The 17,643-nt window shown below is 47.7% G+C and carries 15 protein-coding genes, 1 pseudogene and 1 riboswitch; of the genes and pseudogenes, 8 read left to right on the forward strand and 8 right to left on the reverse strand.

The window, feature by feature from the left end:
* Positions 1-98: 98 nt before the first annotated feature.
* Positions 99-1,409, reverse strand: a complete 1,311-nt coding sequence (locus OM416_RS29245; RefSeq protein ID WP_264935382.1) for an ABC transporter substrate-binding protein — start codon at positions 1,407-1,409, stop codon at positions 99-101.
* A gap of 157 nt (positions 1,410-1,566) precedes the next feature.
* On the opposite strand from OM416_RS29245, the gene OM416_RS29250 reads away from it, so the two are divergent.
* Positions 1,567-2,475, forward strand: a complete 909-nt coding sequence (locus OM416_RS29250; RefSeq protein WP_264935383.1) for an AraC family transcriptional regulator — start codon at positions 1,567-1,569, stop codon at positions 2,473-2,475.
* Between the two features lie 176 nt (positions 2,476-2,651).
* Here the strand turns inward: OM416_RS29250 and OM416_RS29255 are convergent, their stop codons facing one another.
* The 3 genes and pseudogenes from OM416_RS29255 to OM416_RS29260 all read right to left on the reverse strand — a co-directional run.
* Entirely contained in the window at positions 2,652-6,623 is a 3,972-nt protein-coding gene (locus OM416_RS29255) for a DUF5695 domain-containing protein (protein ID WP_264935386.1), read from the reverse strand.
* Positions 6,624-6,678: 55 nt separating this feature from the next.
* Complete coding sequence (locus tag OM416_RS31990; protein WP_413775840.1) at positions 6,679-6,927, reverse strand: hypothetical protein; 249 nt, start codon at positions 6,925-6,927, stop codon at positions 6,679-6,681.
* Positions 6,904-7,134 (reverse strand): annotated as a pseudogene (locus OM416_RS29260) (beta-L-arabinofuranosidase domain-containing protein); the annotation flags it as partial. The gene OM416_RS31990 and the pseudogene OM416_RS29260, both read right to left, overlap by 24 nt.
* A 205-nt stretch (positions 7,135-7,339) precedes the next feature.
* A riboswitch (TPP riboswitch) is annotated at positions 7,340-7,442 on the forward strand.
* A 158-nt stretch (positions 7,443-7,600) separates the two neighbouring features.
* Between OM416_RS29260 and OM416_RS29265 the strand changes: the two are divergent.
* From OM416_RS29265 to OM416_RS29275, 3 genes are all read left to right on the forward strand, one after another.
* The gene (locus OM416_RS29265) at positions 7,601-8,368 is read left to right on the forward strand and encodes an ABC transporter ATP-binding protein (protein ID WP_264935388.1); all 768 of its coding nucleotides are present in this window, start codon (positions 7,601-7,603) and stop codon (positions 8,366-8,368) included.
* Entirely contained in the window at positions 8,355-9,179 is an 825-nt protein-coding gene (locus OM416_RS29270) for an ABC transporter permease (RefSeq protein ID WP_264935390.1), read from the forward strand. Before OM416_RS29265 ends, OM416_RS29270 begins: the two co-directional genes overlap by 14 nt.
* Before the next feature lie 159 nt (positions 9,180-9,338).
* Positions 9,339-10,412 carry an ABC transporter substrate-binding protein gene (locus tag OM416_RS29275; protein WP_264935392.1) on the forward strand — a complete coding sequence of 358 codons (1,074 nt, stop codon included), beginning with the start codon at positions 9,339-9,341 and terminating at the stop codon, positions 10,410-10,412.
* Positions 10,413-10,931: 519 nt separating this feature from the next.
* On the opposite strand, the gene OM416_RS29280 is transcribed toward OM416_RS29275, so the two are convergent.
* The gene (locus OM416_RS29280) at positions 10,932-11,057 is read right to left on the reverse strand and encodes a hypothetical protein (RefSeq protein WP_264935394.1); all 126 of its coding nucleotides are present in this window, start codon (positions 11,055-11,057) and stop codon (positions 10,932-10,934) included.
* 394 nt (positions 11,058-11,451) lie between these two features.
* On the opposite strand from OM416_RS29280, the gene thiM reads away from it, so the two are divergent.
* The 4 genes from thiM (at position 11,452) to OM416_RS29300 (ending at position 14,791) form a co-directional block, all read left to right on the forward strand.
* Positions 11,452-12,264: a hydroxyethylthiazole kinase gene (thiM, locus tag OM416_RS29285; protein WP_264935397.1), complete on the forward strand. Its 813-nt coding sequence runs from the start codon at positions 11,452-11,454 to the stop codon at positions 12,262-12,264.
* The gene (gene thiD / locus OM416_RS29290; protein WP_264935399.1) at positions 12,261-13,073 is read left to right on the forward strand and encodes a bifunctional hydroxymethylpyrimidine kinase/phosphomethylpyrimidine kinase; all 813 of its coding nucleotides are present in this window, start codon (positions 12,261-12,263) and stop codon (positions 13,071-13,073) included. The genes thiM and thiD overlap by 4 nt, the downstream gene beginning before the upstream one ends.
* A complete protein-coding gene (thiE, locus tag OM416_RS29295; RefSeq protein WP_264935402.1) occupies positions 13,073-13,738 on the forward strand; it encodes a thiamine phosphate synthase in 666 nt (221 codons plus the stop codon). Before thiD ends, thiE begins: the two co-directional genes overlap by 1 nt.
* 309 nt (positions 13,739-14,047) lie before the next feature.
* A complete protein-coding gene (locus OM416_RS29300) occupies positions 14,048-14,791 on the forward strand; it encodes a MerR family transcriptional regulator (protein ID WP_264935404.1) in 744 nt (247 codons plus the stop codon).
* 667 nt (positions 14,792-15,458) lie between these two features.
* Here the strand turns inward: OM416_RS29300 and OM416_RS29305 are convergent.
* The 3 genes from OM416_RS29305 to OM416_RS29315 form a co-directional block, all read right to left on the reverse strand.
* Positions 15,459-15,941 (reverse strand): hypothetical protein, encoded by a 483-nt coding sequence (locus OM416_RS29305; RefSeq protein ID WP_264935406.1) that lies wholly within the window; start codon positions 15,939-15,941, stop codon positions 15,459-15,461.
* Positions 15,942-16,219: 278 nt separating this feature from the next.
* A complete protein-coding gene (locus OM416_RS29310; RefSeq protein WP_264935408.1) occupies positions 16,220-16,876 on the reverse strand; it encodes a deoxynucleoside kinase in 657 nt (218 codons plus the stop codon).
* Complete coding sequence (locus OM416_RS29315) at positions 16,873-17,496, reverse strand: deoxynucleoside kinase (protein WP_062837552.1); 624 nt, start codon at positions 17,494-17,496, stop codon at positions 16,873-16,875. The genes OM416_RS29310 and OM416_RS29315 overlap by 4 nt, the downstream gene beginning before the upstream one ends.
* Positions 17,497-17,643 lie beyond the last annotated feature (147 nt).

Consider the following 17,643-nt stretch of genomic DNA (forward strand, 5'->3'; position numbering starts at 1 on the left):
TTTCCTTTTGCAGCTGCACTGTGGACCAACCTCCAACCTGGAATGAACCGTATACTCTGTATGAAAGAAATGTAATTGACGTTTAAGCCATTCCTATCTCAACGGGTTAATTCAGCCTGCACATCATTTAATACCTGTTCAGGATCTTTCAGATTAATGAAAATATCTGGCATGGCTTTATTACGTACGGCATCGAACACTTCCGGTGACTTCTCCCGAATATTGACCGGAGCAATCTCGTCTTTTACGCTCAGCAACGTATCGAAGATATCATCCCCGAAGTAATCCGTGTATTTGTTCGATTCCTTCATGGTTGGATCGGTCCATACGTCCGTACGGATCGGGTCAAATCCAAGCTGTTTCCAGATCTGAAGATTACCTTCCTTGGACAGTTTCGCATAAGCAAGGAACTGCTCGGCAAGTTCCACAGCACCGGACTGATTCGTAATGGACGTTGCCGTTCCACCCATACCTGCTGAACGGTTGCCGCCCTCTTCCCATGCCGGCATTGGACGAATGATCATTTTCCCTTTCAGATCCGGAATATGGTCCGTGAACCGATTCATGAACCAGAATGGCATAAATACCGCCGCTGAACTGCCTTGGTCCATATAACCGAAGTATTCTTCCGTATCATGACCCGCCCCAGGAGCGACAGCTGCTACCCCTTCCTTGACCATCTGCTGGAAGAATTTCATCGTCTGCACATTCACAGGCGCGTTCACCGTCACATTACCGTCTGCATCCACCTGATCGGATTTCTGTTGACTGATGGCTGGCCACCAGGACCAGTTGCCGTTACCCTCAAATGTAATCATCGGTTTGCCTGTCTTCGCGAGCACTTGCTTCCCAGCCTGCTCAAAATCACTCCAGGTCTTGATGTCATCTGCATTCACACCGGCCTGATCCAAAATCTCCTGGTTGTAATACATGACAGTTGCACCAACATGATAATCAATACCGTAATACTTGCCTTCCTTGCTGTAGATCTCAACACGGGATTGTACAATGTTATTCAGCTCTGGCTTGATCATGTCTGTCAGATCCACCAGTTGCGGAACGCCTTTCATGAAATTGGGGAATTTACTCTGCTCGATATCTACCAGATCCGGTGCACCTACACCCGATTGCAATGCAAGCAGTAGCTTGGTATGCATATCGTCGTATGGAATCGTGGTTGCTTCCAATTCAATCTGTTGATCTGGATACTCCTGATTCCATTGCTCTGCCATACTTTCATAAAACTTCTGATGCGCATCTACAAAAGTCCAGAAAATGAGTTTGGTCGCTCCCCCCTGTGCGTTTCCTCCAGATGACCCATTGGATGCTTCCTTTGTCGTACTGCATCCACTCAAGACCGCCATCACCGCAAGAATACATACCCCTAACCAAACCAGCATTTTCTTCATGTAAAATCCCCTTCCCAAGGTTGTGATATGAATCGAATGAAGGATAAAACCAATTTCGTAAGCGCTTTATTTTCTATGTTACTTGCTGTATCATAAAAAATAAATGCTCGATGCCAACATGAATTTTAAATATTCCAACCTGTTCGGAGGTGCCTGATTGGACTCACCCATACTTCACTTCATCACCCCGCCCATTCCCTATTTTATCGATTGTGGACGTGCGTATTACGAAGCTGGTGAATATCATATCAGCCGCAGTGACATCGGTGTATTTGATCTCATTGTCGTTACCCGTGGTTCTCTCGCCGTCAACGAGAATGGAACGGAATGGCGACTTCAGGAAGGAGACGCCTTGATTCTGATGCCTGATGGCCACCATTACGGCAGTTCTGCATGTGAAACGGAGACAGAACTGCTCTGGATTCATTTTCAAACCTATGGCAGCTGGAAAGAATCCTCCGATATGGATGAGTGTCTGGCGAATCAGGCCCAGCTCATTGAAACACACAAGAAAAGCGCATATCTGAATCACTGCGATGTATGCTCCATCTTCATTCCGAAACATATGCGAATTTCATCCAAGGAAATGGAGATGCTGGAACACTTTTCACAGCTTGATCAGGAGCCACAGTCCATGCGAAACTGGAAACGACAGGCGAGCTTTCAGCATTTCATGCAGCACTTGGATCGTGGACTATCCTCCCTGTCCGATGTAACGGCCATTCGCATCGCCGAGAAGATTGAATTATATATCCGCCATAACTACTCACTTCCGATCTCTAATCCTTTGCTGCAAAAGGAACTGAATTATCACCCAAACTATCTGGCCCGAAGTATGTTGAAGGTCTACGGCATGACACCGATGGAATATCTGTTACAATTCAGACTCGAACAGGCCAAAAAGCTACTGCTGCAAACCGCCTGGTCCGTCGCTCGCATTGCCGAGGAGATCGGCTTCAATCATGTATCCTATTTTTCTTCCTGCTTCTCCAAAAAAGAAGGCATCTCACCCTCCAACTTCCGTAACAAATTTACCGGTACCGAAAACAAGCCCAATTCGCTTTAAGTCTGTCCAAATTGAGATATCAAAAAAGCGCCCGGTAGGTCGAGATCACGTTGCGCTGCAACGCATATCTCCGAAAAAATCGGGCGCTTCTTCATGTGTAATCCGTAATATTATCAGATGTTGAATATGGGATGCTACCTAGTACCTGTTACGTTACGGTTAACGGCTACATCCATCTAAATTCCACCCTCCACTGGCTCCTCTCCCGTTGCAGCAATGATCGTCACGTTCGCTTGCACCTTCAGTTCCGTACCCTCCACGGCTCCTTCAACCATGAACGTGCCCACCGCTGCTAATTGCTCAGCCGTTATCTCATTCCAGACCACTGCAACGTCCTTTGTTGTACCATCGCTGTACGTCACAGTTACAACGGCAGGTAACGTTGGTATTTCACCCACCACAGCCATCACATCCACACTTTCCACTTCACTAACGCCCAGCTGAAGTGTGTTCTCTTCACTCAGATCCGGCAGGATAACAGCTTCATCCTCCCCATTCAAGGCCAGCGAAGTGCTAGATGCAAGGGTTGCCACTTCAGCTGCGCTCAGTGCACGGCTATAGATGCGGAAGTCATCGATGAGTCCGTTAAAATACGGATCAGGGTATTGTGATTTGCCAATATAGTTACTCTTGGTCTGACCCAGACTGGACGGTTTCAACGTCATATTGTTATTCCGCCCGACTTCTACACCATCCACGTAGATGATTCCCGTGTTGCCTGTCAGTGTAACGGTCACATGTTTCCACACGCCCACTGGGAGACCGGGCACATTAATCGTTTGCTCCTGGCCTGCGGCATTACCTCCAGTGGTGATGGCAAATCTCATATTACTCCCCACCTTCGGTGTCAGGAACATATAGGTTCCCGTCCCTGAACCAAAATCGAAAATGCGGGTAAAATCACTGAGAGCATTCGCCTTCACCCAGGTTGCGATCGTAATAGAATCCGCCCTGCTGACAATGCCCTCAGGCAATTGCACATAACCATCCGTACCGGATAGACTAATTGCCCGGTTCTTTTTGCCTGTTACCCAGGAAGTTGTACCTTTGGCAGTCGCATGGTTGCCACTACCCGAAGAATCCGCAGCAGCCGTGCCTGTGTTCTCATCAAAATTGTACTGTGCCATCTTCTCTGGAAGTGGCGGTGCGGCATTCACGGTCACTTGCACGGTGTCATTTGCCGATAATATCGAATCATTAGCCGTTAAACGGAATGTATACACACCCGCAGCCGAAACGGTTACCTGCGTATACGCTGAAGTTGGCGATGCAAAAGAGACCTGCGCTCCTGCCGGTCCATTCACCAAACTCCATGCCAACGTTAATTGACCACTCGGCAGTCCATCATCAGTAACCGTTCCCTGAAGACGGATCTTGTCAGGCAACGTGATGGAAGAATCCGTTCCTGCATCAACCGTTGGAGCCGCGTTGGCATCCGGCGTCGTAGGCGTAAGCTCCACACTGTAAGACGCTGCTGTACCTGCATCTACCTTCAACGTGTTCACCGGTTGATAGGCATTGAATTTGCCTTTCACCTGACCGTCTACCTTAATCAGATATGTGCCTGTTTTCAGACCTTGGAACGTAATGGACGTCTGGTGTGGCTGGCCTGGTGTCAGATTCTTCATATCCAGCCAGACATAATCCTTGGCTACAGCCAGTTTGGCCCCAGTATACTGGTCTTTGTTCAGTTCAATGTACAGCTTTTCAGTAATCAGATTAAGTCGCTTGAACAATCCATCCAGTGGCGTAATGTTATATTGTCCATTCGTAAGTGTGACATCTGCCCCGTACCCTGTCAGTCCGAAGATCGGGTCCACTGCAATATCTGCACTCAATGTCTGCAATGCACCGAACAAGCCCAGGTCTGCTTCCCCTGTCATCCCGCGCCAGCCATTCAATAACGGTACATTGGCTCCACCGCCAGTTCCATTCGTACCATAGTTGCCTTTCTCGGCCTGATACGTCCAGGAAGCTGCACCAAAATTGTCCGGGTCAGCACTAATCTGTCCCGAGTTAATGGCCCCTACGTTAGCAATCTTCGCGGCATAGGACAAGCGCTGTTGTTCTTCCCGCTTAGTGCCTTCATGGAACCGAATCCAGTCATCCATGGCGTATCCGGCCAGAGAGGTTGTGTACTGGAAGTTAAACCAATTCTCCCCCGTAATCGTTACCGGGTCCGTGTAGTAATACCACACCGGCATGTGTCCACGGGAAGCACGGGTTTTGAGGTTGATTTTGCCCATTATCTCCAATGCTCTACTCTGCTCTGTTACTTGATCCGAATGCAGCTTCGCTAGCGTGTATACAGCTTCTTCGCCTGTATTGTCATAGCTATACTCCGAACCATAAGGATAAGTCGTATTCTTGAAATTTCCGTATTTCGTTCTCATTTTCGTGATAATATCGTTGGCCTCCGTGTCATATCCTTCTTTTTTCAAAGCTTGAATGATATCCGGAGTCGTCAATTCTCCCATCAGCCCGGTGTTCCAGTTGTAGGCGACAGGCCCTTCGTAGAGGGCTTTGAAAATGTTATAAGCGCGCAGCAGATAAGTTTCCTTGTCATGCTTGTAAGTAACAAGGTCAGGGTATAAATCCGCAATTTTATACATGCTGAAGTATGTGTTATACACATGTGGATAAGCATATCCACGGTAGGTAGGTGTTGTATTCGGCTCGGGCATCAGAAAATCGTGAATCAGATAATCTTCATGATGTCCATTCATCAGATTGGTCCAGATCGCTGTTTCCAGATAATCATCCACGGCCCGAATTTCCCGGGCAACGGGTGTCAGGGTGTTCTTTTCAGCCAGAAACTGTCCATGCGTCAGTCCCCAGTCATCTCCCCAACCCCAGTAGCCGTTGAACACATTGCGCTTGGACTTGGTATTCATCATCCAGTCATCAAACACTTTGTCCCGGATATCTCCCGGCAGGTTCCACTGGGTTTTATCCACCATAAAGGTCGAATGATCCTGCAACGCTTTGTCGACGGGATCAATGGCGTAGAATTGCAGTACCGTTTTTTTGCCACTATCATACTCCACAGTCACGTTATTGGGTCCCAGCTGGCTGAACTGCAATTCATAGATTTTATGATCGCCAGGCTTGCTTTCCTTTAACGGTACAACCGTCCCATTAGCATATTGCACTTTGGTAATGGTCTTGGATGTACGCAGATCCACCTTTGCTTTCTGGTTGGTCGGCACGATCATGCCTGGAACTACGGTGACATCAATAAGTCCCGCGTTATACAGTGCATTTTTCGCAGCATGTTCGTCCGCAACAGCCAGGAACTTGAATCCGTATGTCTTGGACTGGCCTGCTTCCAGAACCAGGCTCGTATTTGGCAGATATCCCCGGTTGGTGGATTTGATCACGTTGGAATGAATATAGAAGACGTTCAGCCCTTCAATCCATTTGCCTTCATTTGCCGGATTCCAGGCCCACTTGCTACCCGGATGTTCCTCATTACGCCACCGATCCTGATACTCGAATCCTGCTCCCGTCGTTGCATCTGGAATCAGCATCAGATAAGAACCAATGCCGCTTGGACGGCTGGCCGTAATATAGGAGCTGTTATTGCCAACAAACGAGTGTGTAACAACCCTTGTCTCATAGATCGCATCACCGTAAGTCCACTGTTCATTGAATGGCAAGGGCAGACCGAAATCACCAATCTCCAGCTTCTGGCCGCTCGTATTCTGCACTTCAATCTTCCACAGAATGGATCCATCCGTCTGGGTGGTATAGGTCTCGATCACTTTGAAATTGCGAATCCCCTGGGCATTCGATGCATTGGCATATGTCACCGTCACCTGATTACCGGAATTCGTGATAGTCCGACCATCTGCCGACAGATTGGTCCAGGCTTTGGTCCACGCCCCACCATTCAATCGGTACGTGAACATCAGTTCACCAAGCCACTGGTGGTCTGCTGTATTTTGTTCTGGCGCAACGGTTGCATTCATAACGTATTCCGTCGGAAAAGCATCGCCCTTGATCTTAATGGAAGAAATTTCACCATGACTTCCCGTCTGAAGAATGAGCTTGTCGGTGGACAACTCGTGGGCATACGTTTGATCCGTAGCAAATACAAGCGCAGCCGCCAGGGATAACACTGCGGTCAACATCATTTTAAACCTCATGAACTTGGCCTCCTCTTATGGATTCATTGTTAACGTTCATAGGCTGGTACACGACTTATAGCCGTTCTTCCTTTTGCCGTTTTAACTTCAGCCCCTGTGAATCACCTCCTCTCCATCTTGTTGTTGTCCCTCCCCCACCACTGTTCACCTCAAAATCCGCTAATGCGGGTAACTTAATACGATATAATCCTGCACCGTTATCCGTTTCTTCAAGGCAATACATGAAAGGTCCGCGCTGAATGGCAACTTTACCAAACGTATCTCTGATGTGATCATGTCCAAGCAGGTATGACGCTGCTTCGATCCACTTGGCTACATCACTGTCCTGAAATACCATGCCATAGTGCTCTCCCTCTTCTTCACCCGCAGCAATGCGAAAATTACGGATGGCCCGGCTGGGTTCAGCCCCCTCGATGTGATCATTCAGCGTCTCCCATTGATAGGGGACAACCACGGTCCGCACCAGTTCAACATAATGGGACCAGAATGGATCTTTTATTTTATTTCTCATTGGAACCTCTCCTTGTTCTATTCAACACCCTCATTTTACAAATCATTACAGGTCGATGAAATCATCATTTCCAACTGAAATTTGTATGATTACAACCTCACTCCCAGGATGTGACTCCACCCTCATCTCAAGAAATCCATCATGCTGCCTCTTTACAGTTCATGTTCAAGTGATATATGCTGAACACACAACTGCATATCTTGAACTTTTGCACTAGGGGAGCCCTGCGGCTGAGACGAATAGGACTATTCGGACCCTTTGAACCTGATCTGGATCATACCAGCGGAGGGAAGTGGAGCGGCCTTTTAGTAAGCGGAATTTTTTCATGTATGTGAAGATAAATTGCGGATTTAACTTACAGACCCACTCATTTCTCCGGAAATGGGTGGGTCTTTTTTGTTTCTTTTGCAGAGTACAGCATGCCGTTGTTATTGCAGCAGTCTGGCATCAAGGGGGTGAGAATCAGATGACCAACCATGTAACCATTAAGAACGTTAGCTTCGCTTTTCCCGAAAAAAAGGATTCCCCCGTGCTCGCCAATGTGTCGCTTCAGGTTCAACAAGGAGAATTTGTCTCGCTCATTGGCTCCAGCGGATCAGGTAAAAGCACACTCTTCAAGCTGCTCGCAGGCTTGTATGAGCCAACCGTCGGCACCATCGATATTGCTGATGTACCGCAAGGACAACGGCTCGGACGAGTCGCCTATATGCCGCAGAAAGATCTGCTGTTATCCTGGCGTACCGTCATGGAGAACTGCCTGCTGCCTGCCGAGCTTGCACGAGGCCGACAGGACAAGGACAAACTACGAGCCGATATCATCGCTGGATTGGCAAGGTTCGGCTTGTCCGGTTATGAGCAGGCCTATCCGGATGAGTTATCCGGCGGCATGCGGCAGCGGGTGGCACTGCTGCGTACCTTGCTTACAGGCGGGCAGCTCATGTTGCTGGATGAACCCTTCGGTGCACTCGATGCTTTAACCAAACGAGAAATGCATCGCTGGTTGTTGGAGCTATGGGAGGACTTTGGACAAACCGTGCTGTTCATTACACATGACATCGAAGAAGCCCTGTTGTTAAGTGACCGGATCATTCTGTTAACTTCAGAGGGGCAAGGTCAGCAGTTGAGGGAAACGACGGTTCCTTTGCCACGCCCAAGGCATTCGGACATGATCTACGAACCGGATCTCGTGCAGATGAGACGACAACTGGAGGAACAATTACATGCAAAGCGATAGAGGCGAGGTTAGCGTCTGGACGTGGTGTTCGAAGTGGATGTCGAGGTGGCTTTCCCAATATGGTTTGTTTATTATGCTCATGCTCTTATTACTTGTGATCTGGGAATCAATTGTGCGTATGGGATGGGTGCCTTCCTTCATCATTCCTGCACCTACTGCCATCGCAGGTTCACTCGTTGAGCATCGTCATCTGCTGCTGACCATACATCTGCCTGCTACCTTTGTGGAGGTTGTTGTTGGTTTTGGCTTGTCCATAGTGACCGGAATTATGCTGGCGACAGGCATGCATATAAACCGATCGATTGAAAAGGCGTTATATCCCTTCATCGTGATCAGTCAGACGATCCCGCTGATTGCTCTGTCCCCGGTATTCATCCTGTGGTTTGGCTACACGTTGTGGAGCAAAGTCGCCGTAGTGTTCCTGATCGCGTTCTTCCCCATTGTGGTCAGTACATACGATGGTCTCCGCCAAGGTGATCCAGAGCAGCGTGAACTACTGCTCACCATGGGTGCCAGCAAGTGGGATATTTTTCGCAAACTCCAGGTTCCGCTGGCACTCCCTTCTTTTTTCTCGGGGCTAAAGATGTCTGTGGTGTACTGCGTGGTTGGTGCAACGATTGGGGAATGGCTTGGTGGCAGCAAAGGTCTCGGATACTTCAGCCGCCGCATGTCCAGCAACATGAACACGGATGCGATGTTTGCCGCTATTGTGCTGTTATCCCTGCTGGGAATCGTTTTGTTTGTACTGATTGCCTGGCTGGAGAAAAGGTTTAGCTTACGGCGTCATGGGAGTAAAAGAAAAGTTGGATAAAAGTTAGAGGGAATTTAGATGTGAATACAAGAGTTACGATCTTCAGAACATACCTTATGCATAATTTCAGCAGCAAACTTCAATCAGTACATTGTCCGTTAACATGCTGCTATTATTCATTTTTTACAAAATAAATCGATGAAATGAGGACCTTCATTTATGAATAACAAAGACATTTACTCCCTGCTTCCCATCATGCTCATTAGCCTTTTCCTGATCGTTAGCGGATGCAGCACCACGAATACTAGCCAAAATACGCCAACAACAGATTCTACAACCAACGAACAACAAACTGACAAGTCTGCAACCGAACCAGCATCAGACGCCAAAGATAAACTGTCCATCATGCTCGACTGGTACCCGAACGCAGTACACTCCTTCATCTATGTGGCTCAGGAAAAAGGATACTTTGCAGACCAAGGTCTCGATGTCGAAATTCAGATGCCTGCGGATACCAATGACTCACTCAAACTTGTTGCTGCTGGAAAAATTGATCTGGCTCTAAGCTACCAGCCCCAAATTTTGCTCGCTCGTGGCGAGAATATTCCTGTACGTTCCATTGCTGCTGTTGTTCGGCACCCCCTAGTGCATCTGTTGACCGAAGCGAATGGCAACGTGAGTTCACCCAAAGACCTTGAAGGAAAGACTGTTGGTTATTCCTCCATTCCTCTGTACGAAGCGATGGTACGCACGATGATCAGCAAGGATGGCGGCAATCCCGACAACATGAATCTGGTCGACGTTGGGTTCGATCTGATTCCTTCGCTGGCTTCCGGACAGGCGGATGCAATTATGGGTGGTTTTATTAACCATGAACAATTGATTTTGGAGAAAGAAGGACATGCCATGAAATCAATTAACCCCATTGATTATGGTGTGCCCGATTATTATGAATTGGTCCTGACTGCAAGTGAAGCTGGCATTGAAGCAAAAAAAGATCAGCTTACCCGGTTCGTCAAAGCGATCCAGGAAGGACAGAAATATGTAACGGAGCATCCAGAAGAAGCCTTGAATATTCTGCTCGCTCATGAGAATGAAACGTCTCCGCTCGACCCGGAGATCGAAACCAAAAGTCTGGCTATTTTACTGCCACTCATGAATGAAGAAGGTCAACCATTTGGTCGGCAGGAAATGGAGTCGTGGGAGAATGTACGTGCATGGCTCGTTGAAAACGAACTGATTCCTGAATCAGTGAAAGCCGAGGATGCTTTTATTAATCTGCAAGGAGAGTAGGTAAAGGCGTGCAAAGTGAATGAAGGAAAAGTGACTGAACGCAAGGGAATGAAGGAAAAGTGACTGAACGCAAGGGAATGAAAGCAAAGTAGCAAAAACGAGGATCTAATGCTCCAAGAATTGCGAAATGGAATTGGCCTGAAGCAAGCATTGGAGGATCAGAATTTATAACAATCCTAAGTGGCTTGATATGCGTTTGACTGGCTTGATGTGCATCTAGGCAGTTTGTATGCGTTTGGGTGGCTTGTTGATATGTATTTGGTAATGTACATTAGCGCTTATCTTCAAGCCCTACTGGGAGCTGAATTGCGCGCCCTAATTATGTGCTCAGAGTAGAACATGGAGCGAGCGCTAACGAATCTGAGGCGTCCTATTCAGGGATTTGGAGCGGTTGCAGAAATCTAAAGAACCTGAACCATGTTATATCAGAATAAATAGCTGTTTGCAGCATTTTGGTCAGGAGATTCTGGGAAATAACGTGTCTGATGTTCCTTACATTTCAAAAGGAGGACCTGACAGCTAAATAAGACGTCCTGTGTTCTTTAGAAACATCGTCTGACCAGTCGTGCCCCGATCGATCGTGCCCCAATCAGTTGGGTATCGACCAGCCTGGACTTCTTCAAGACACTGGTTGGATGCTAACATCCATTACACTATCTCTTGCCTGAGTTTGGAGAAATTCACTCTGTTCACTTTCTGTATTTTGTATCGTTTCGTTTTTTACTGTTTCGTATTTGTACTGTTGTCTATCTGCGAATTTACATTTTATACGGATCCACCTTTTAGCTGTTTCAATCAAGACTGGATCTAGATCAGAATGATTCAATTTGTCCATATCCAGTTCCAACAATCCATTTTTAGTGAGTTATGAAATTGATTTAGATTTTACGTTTCTGCTTTTCCCGCATTAATGCATCTGGCTGTTGTTACACTCTGCGCCCCTACTCAACAAGGAGACTCATATCCTATTATTCTGCTGAATGACTCCAGATATCGGACTTCCGCCGATGGGGTTACTTTATAACAAGGAGGAAATTATATGTCTTATTTGGAACGTGTTCGTACGCAAAATCCGCTGGTACACAATATCACCAACCTTGTCGTTGCTCCCTTTACAGCCAATGGTCTGCTTGCACTCGGTGCGTCCCCTTTTATGGCCTATGCTCATGAAGAGGTCGCTGATGTCGCCAAGATGTCAGGAGCTGTGGTACTCAACATTGGTACACTTGATGACAAAGTCGTTCAGGCGATTCGTCTAGCAGGTCAATCGGCTAATGCACATCATGTGCCTGTGGTGCTTGATCCCGTCGGGGCAGGGGCAACCGCTTATCGTACAGAAACCGTGCAGATGCTCGTTCGTGAGCTTCGCCTCACGGTGCTGCGCGGCAATGTGGCGGAAGTCGCCAATGTCATCGGTGAGAGCTGGAGTATCAAAGGTGTAGACGCAGGATCAGGTGAAGGTGACCGAATCGGAATTGCTGAGCGGGCAGCACAACAACTTGGCTGTGTCGTGGTCATTACCGGGAAAGAAGATATTATTACCGATGGACGATCCACATTCCTCACGAGTAATGGTCATGCCCTGCTCACTCAGGTCACAGGTGCTGGCTGTCTGCTCAGTTCGGTGATTGGTGCATTTACAGCCATAGCGGAATCAGAAGCCGATCTTCTAGGCAGTGTTGTTGAAGCGCTCGCGTTGTATGGTGTAGCAGCTGAACTAGCGGCAGAGCGGACAGCTCATCAGGGACCGGGTAGCTTCCAGATTGAGTTGTTGAATCAACTGGCACAAGTGACACCTGACCTCTTGGCAGAGAACGCACAGATCCGTCAGATCCGAGGAGGTGCAGTATGAGTACTGCTCAAGCACTAACCATTGCAGGCTCTGATAACGGGGGCGGCGCAGGAATTCAGGCCGATCTGAAAACATTTCAGGAGCTTGGGGTATACGGCATGACCGTTATCACCGCTATTGCTGCCCAAAATACAACAGGTGTTCAGGGCGTCTTCCCCATCTCTTACGATGGCATTGCACAGCAATTGGACTCGACCGGTGAAGATTTTCAGCCAACCGCGGTGAAGACTGGCATGCTCTATAGTGCTGAGATTATTCGATTAGTCGCTGAGAAGTGGCAGCAGTACCATTGGTCTAATCTGGTCATCGACCCCGTGATGGTCGCCAAAGGTGGTGCACCCCTGCTCCAGCAGGAAGCGGTACAGGCGCTGGTTACGGAGCTGTTGCCGCATGCCCTGATCACAACACCCAATATTCCGGAAGCGGAACTGCTTACCGAGATGTCTATCACGAATCTGAGTCAGAGGGAAGAAGCTGCAAGACGGATTGTACAGATGGGCTCAACGTATGCTTTGGTCAAAGGTGGTCATGATGAAGGAAGTGGCATGATCGTGGATGTGCTCTACGATGGGCAGTCTTTTCATTACCTGGAGAATGTTCGTGTGGTAACACGTCATACTCACGGAACAGGATGTACATACTCTGCTGCGATTACCGCAGAGTTAGCCAAGGATTCACCTGTTCTGGCTGCTGTCACGACCGCGCGAGCATTCATTCAGGCAGCCATCGAAGATGAGCTGGGGATTGGGGCCGGACATGGGCCAACAAATCATTTTGCGTATCAGCGCAGACAGCGAGGTGAGCAGTGATGCGCCCTTGGGATGCAGAAGCGGTACGACGCGCGATGAAGATGTATTTGGTGATGGGAGGCGTCAATACGACGCAGGACCCGGTGGAAGTGCTGCGCCAGGCCATTGCCGGCGGCATCACGCTGTTCCAGTTCCGCGAAAAGGGAACTGGCGCCCTGGTAGGCGAAGCTCGCATCACGCTTGCGATGCAGCTTCGCCAGGTGTGCAGCCAGCACGGGGTACCGTTCATCGTGAACGATGATGTGGAGCTGGCTGTAGCGGTGGAGGCCGACGGCGTGCATGTCGGCCAGGAAGATGCGGACGCGGCACTGGTACGCGCCCGCATTGGAGATGGGCGGATGCTTGGCGTATCCGCCCACTCTGTGGAAGAGGCGCGCCGTGCCGTGCAGGCGGGCGCCGACTATCTTGGCGTCGGGCCCATGTACCCGACGCGCTCCAAAGCGGATGCCCACGCTGTGCTGGGCCCCGCAGGGGTGACGGAACTGCGCGCCGCAGGCATCGCAGTTCCGATTGTGGGTATCGGCGGCATTACGCCCGATGCCACGGGCGCCGTGATGGCGGCTGGAGCCGACGGCGTAGCCGTCATCTCTGCCATCGCGGGCGCGGCCGACGTGCGCGCAGCGGCTGCGCATTTCGCTGCGGCAGTGCGCGGGATGCAGGCGTAGCCTTGCTTCCCTGCACTGCCAGCCCCGTGGGCTGCACCGCATACATGGTGCAGCTCACAACCATCCGCCCTCCTCTCCATAACAGAGGAGCCTCATAACACCCTGCGGCGTGGCAGAAACCCATGTCTTCGACATAGAAGCACAGCCGCTCCCCTGCAGTGACTGGATGACACAATAATCCAGTCACATCTACTCACCAATCTATAATCAAGATGCAGCTTCCATGCTCGCGTCTTGTTTTTCATTTTCAACTGTTGACTCTCACGTAACGTGACACTGTACAATCGATGTTGTAAGGAGGTTTCTCACATGGCCATGAAGGTAAAAGAAGTTGCCGAACTCGCCTCGATCAGTGTGCGCACACTACATCACTATGATGAGATCGGACTATTAACCCCGGACGAAGTAACTGCTGCCGGGTATCGATTATATTCAGATGCCAACCTGGAACGGTTGCAGCAGATTTTGTTTTTCAAGGAACTCGACTTCTCTCTGAAGGAGATCAAAAACATTATCACCAACCCCTCCTTCGATCCAGAAGAAGCACTAAATATGCACCGACTTATTTTGCTGGAGAAGCGCCAACGCTTGGACCAGATGATTGCTACTATTGATAGAACAGTTCTACACGTGAGAGGAGAAATTAAAATGACAGCCAAAGAACAATTCGAAGGATTTGATTTTAGCCAGAATCCGTATGAACAGGAAGCGCGTGAACGGTGGGGAGACCAAGCCGTAGATCAGGCAAACCAGAAGCTGCACAGTCAGTCGGGCGAGAACCAAAGGGCTCTGTCCGATCAAATGAACGAAATCTACAAACGTCTTGCAGCACTTCGCCACACAGAACCAGCATCTGCGGAAGCACAGGCCGGCATCAAAGAATGGTACATCTGGTTGAACGAAATGGGAAGCTACTCCCCCGAAGCCTTCAGAGGACTTGGTCAGATGTACGTGCACGATGAACGTTTCACACGCAATATTGATCAGTTTGGCGATGGTTTGGCAGCATTCATGCGAGATGCTATGGCTGTATTTGCGGACCAAATCAAATAATATTAACCTGTCTGCGCCCATTGCAGTATTAATCATCTCTATTTCCATATTCAACACCATTGTCATCAAGGGAGACGTTGTAAACGCAACTAAACAATTAAAATATTGAGCCCATACAGTCTCTTGTTGACGTCAATGTTTCCCTTTATAAGTTGAACTCCAGAATAGAATATTTACACTTGCCCTTCCAATGATAGAAAAATATTTAGATCAGAATTATATCCACAATTTCTTGAAACCACTTTTACAATGGTTTAAGTCTGTGGATAAGCATCTGGTTCTGACTAGCTTACTCCATTAGCTTGTAGGCAAACTCTGTTCTTCCAATGCAACTGTCATTTAGAAAGCTTTTAACATTGCTCCTAAAGTTATTTCTATTCTCTACATTCTGGCTTGAAATTGATCCATGCTGTTTCAATAATCATGGACAAGATATCGATATTGCCGGCACTGCCGTTTAATACAAAAGGGACGTACGCCCTCAGGCGTCACGTCCCTTTATGTATCCAAGTAACTCAGCCGCAATGTGAACAAGCCTTACTGATGTTCACTCTGAGTACTTTATGAGTACCTTTTTTATATAAGGCAACTCTTTACTACAATCTCTCTTCCCTTGTTCCTGTCGCAACTATTGCGTTCTGTGTTCTGCATTCCACCATTTATCCGATTAAGCTCTTGGTGCGTGATCCGATGAAGATGCATCTGTAGCCAGACTGGTTCTCGCCATCCGACCAGGAATCTGCCATGCAGATACAATCGCAAGCACAATGAATAATAGATCGATCGGTTGACTGAAGTACTCCTGGAAGGTTTCCACAAACGCACTGATCATCTCGCTATCAAACACGAGTTCCATCACGCTTACATCACCAAACAGTTCAGAAGTAAAATATACCACCGTCAGATATTTGCCTAGCAAAATACCGACGAGAGCAAAAAGTACGGCTATGATCTTATGTACCGTCGCAATTTTTTTGTTCGAGAACAATACAACTGCGTAGCCCGTGAGCGCCCCTATCAAAATGGCAATGAGTCCTACCTCATACTCGGTCATTGCAGCAATTGCTGCCCATACGATGCCTCCCAGAATGGCTGCAATTAAGCCACCAATGATCGGCATCCCGATTTTAATTCCTTGTTTCTCTTCCACGTTGTCTTTCCCTCCTGAGTCATGCTTATGCTTATTTTCCAGAAATCACCTTTCCTATGAAACCATAAAAAGACCTATTTTTCAACAACTTTCTACTTTTAGTGACCATGTATCTATTATGTTAGATAAATATATTAGCATTCATTCCATATTTATTTAAAAAACCGATTTTCCATCTATTCAGAATACATCCTAAGTACTCTCAAGAAACGAAAAACATCCCTTTTAGCAGCCTAATAGCCGTAAAAGAGATGTTTCCCGTTGCTTACATTATATATTTATACTTGAGCTTCCTTAGAAGGCTGAATGACAGCTGCGATCTGTGCCAAAATAGCATCGACTGATGCCGGATCATGCACATCATACTCATCAATGTTCAGACGCAACACTGGACAAGCCGTAAACTGATCAATCCATACCGAATAGCGCTCATGCATGTGCTCCCAGTACGAACGATCCGTTTGAATCTCCATCTCACGTCCGCGCTCCGTAATACGGCTCAAAATCGACGGCAGACTACCTTCCAGATAGATCAGTACGTCCGGATGTGGGAAATAAGGGGTCATCACCATCGCTTCAAACAAACTGCTGTATGTCTCAAAATCGGTAGCAGACATGGTTCCTTGATCCGCATGCATCTGTGCAAATATGCCTGTATCTTCATAGATGGAACGATCCTGTACGAATCCTCCACCCAGTTCAAAAATCTTCTTTTGCTCCTTAAAGCGCTCTGCCAGGAAATAAATCTGCAGATGGAAGCTCCAACGCTCGAAGTCATGATAGAACTTCTCCAAATAAGGATTGTGATCGACTTGCTCCAAAGAGGTCTTGAAATTCAAACGCTGCGCAAGTGCAGCAGTTAACGTGGATTTGCCCACCCCAACCGTACCTGCTACCGTAATTAATGCATTCGCTGGAATGCCATAGTTATTCATATGATATACTCCTTTACCTGATTAACAATCTGCCTGAAGTGTTCAGGATGTTCCACAAAATCGAGTTGCTCCGCATTGACCTTAATGATTACTGGCGGATTTGAGCTATTCGCCAAGTAATCCATGCCTGTTTTGTAATCAACAATTAGTTGTTCCATGTATGCCGGGTCCATGTCCTGCTCAAATGAGCGCCCACGTTTGTTAATGCGGTACATCAACGTATCGAGTTCAGCTTCAATATAGAGCACCAGATTGGGCTTCGGCAGATCATCCGTTAACAGATGATAGATTTGACGGTATTTATCCCGTTTCGTTCCCTTTAAGGTACGATCGGCAAAAATCATGTTTTTATAGATATGGTAGTCCGAAATGACAGGGGTATTCTGCTCCACATAATGAGCGCCCGTGTCTTCCAGTTGTTTAAACCGATTACACAGAAAAAACATTTCCAATTGGAAACTCCACTCGTCGATATCTTGATAAAAGGAAGCCAGAAATGGGTTCTCTTCTACGATTTCTTTAACCAGCGGAAGGTTCAATTCATGGGAAAGCATGGTTGCCAACGTTGTTTTTCCCGCTCCAATTGGACCTTCCACCGCAATAAACGGGGCTGATTTCATCGTGTTCACTGTTCCTCCTCGTGCTTATGCATGTTTCCGTTTTCTATATAGACCTCACCTATTGTATCACAGCTTTAAGGATTGAGACGCCAGTATTTTATGTATAAAACAAGTCAAATCAAAATGAATGACATATATTAAAATAAG

The sequence above is a fragment of the Paenibacillus sp. LS1 genome, from assembly GCF_026013365.1.
In the GTDB taxonomy this organism is placed as follows: Bacteria; Bacillota; Bacilli; order Paenibacillales; family Paenibacillaceae; genus Paenibacillus.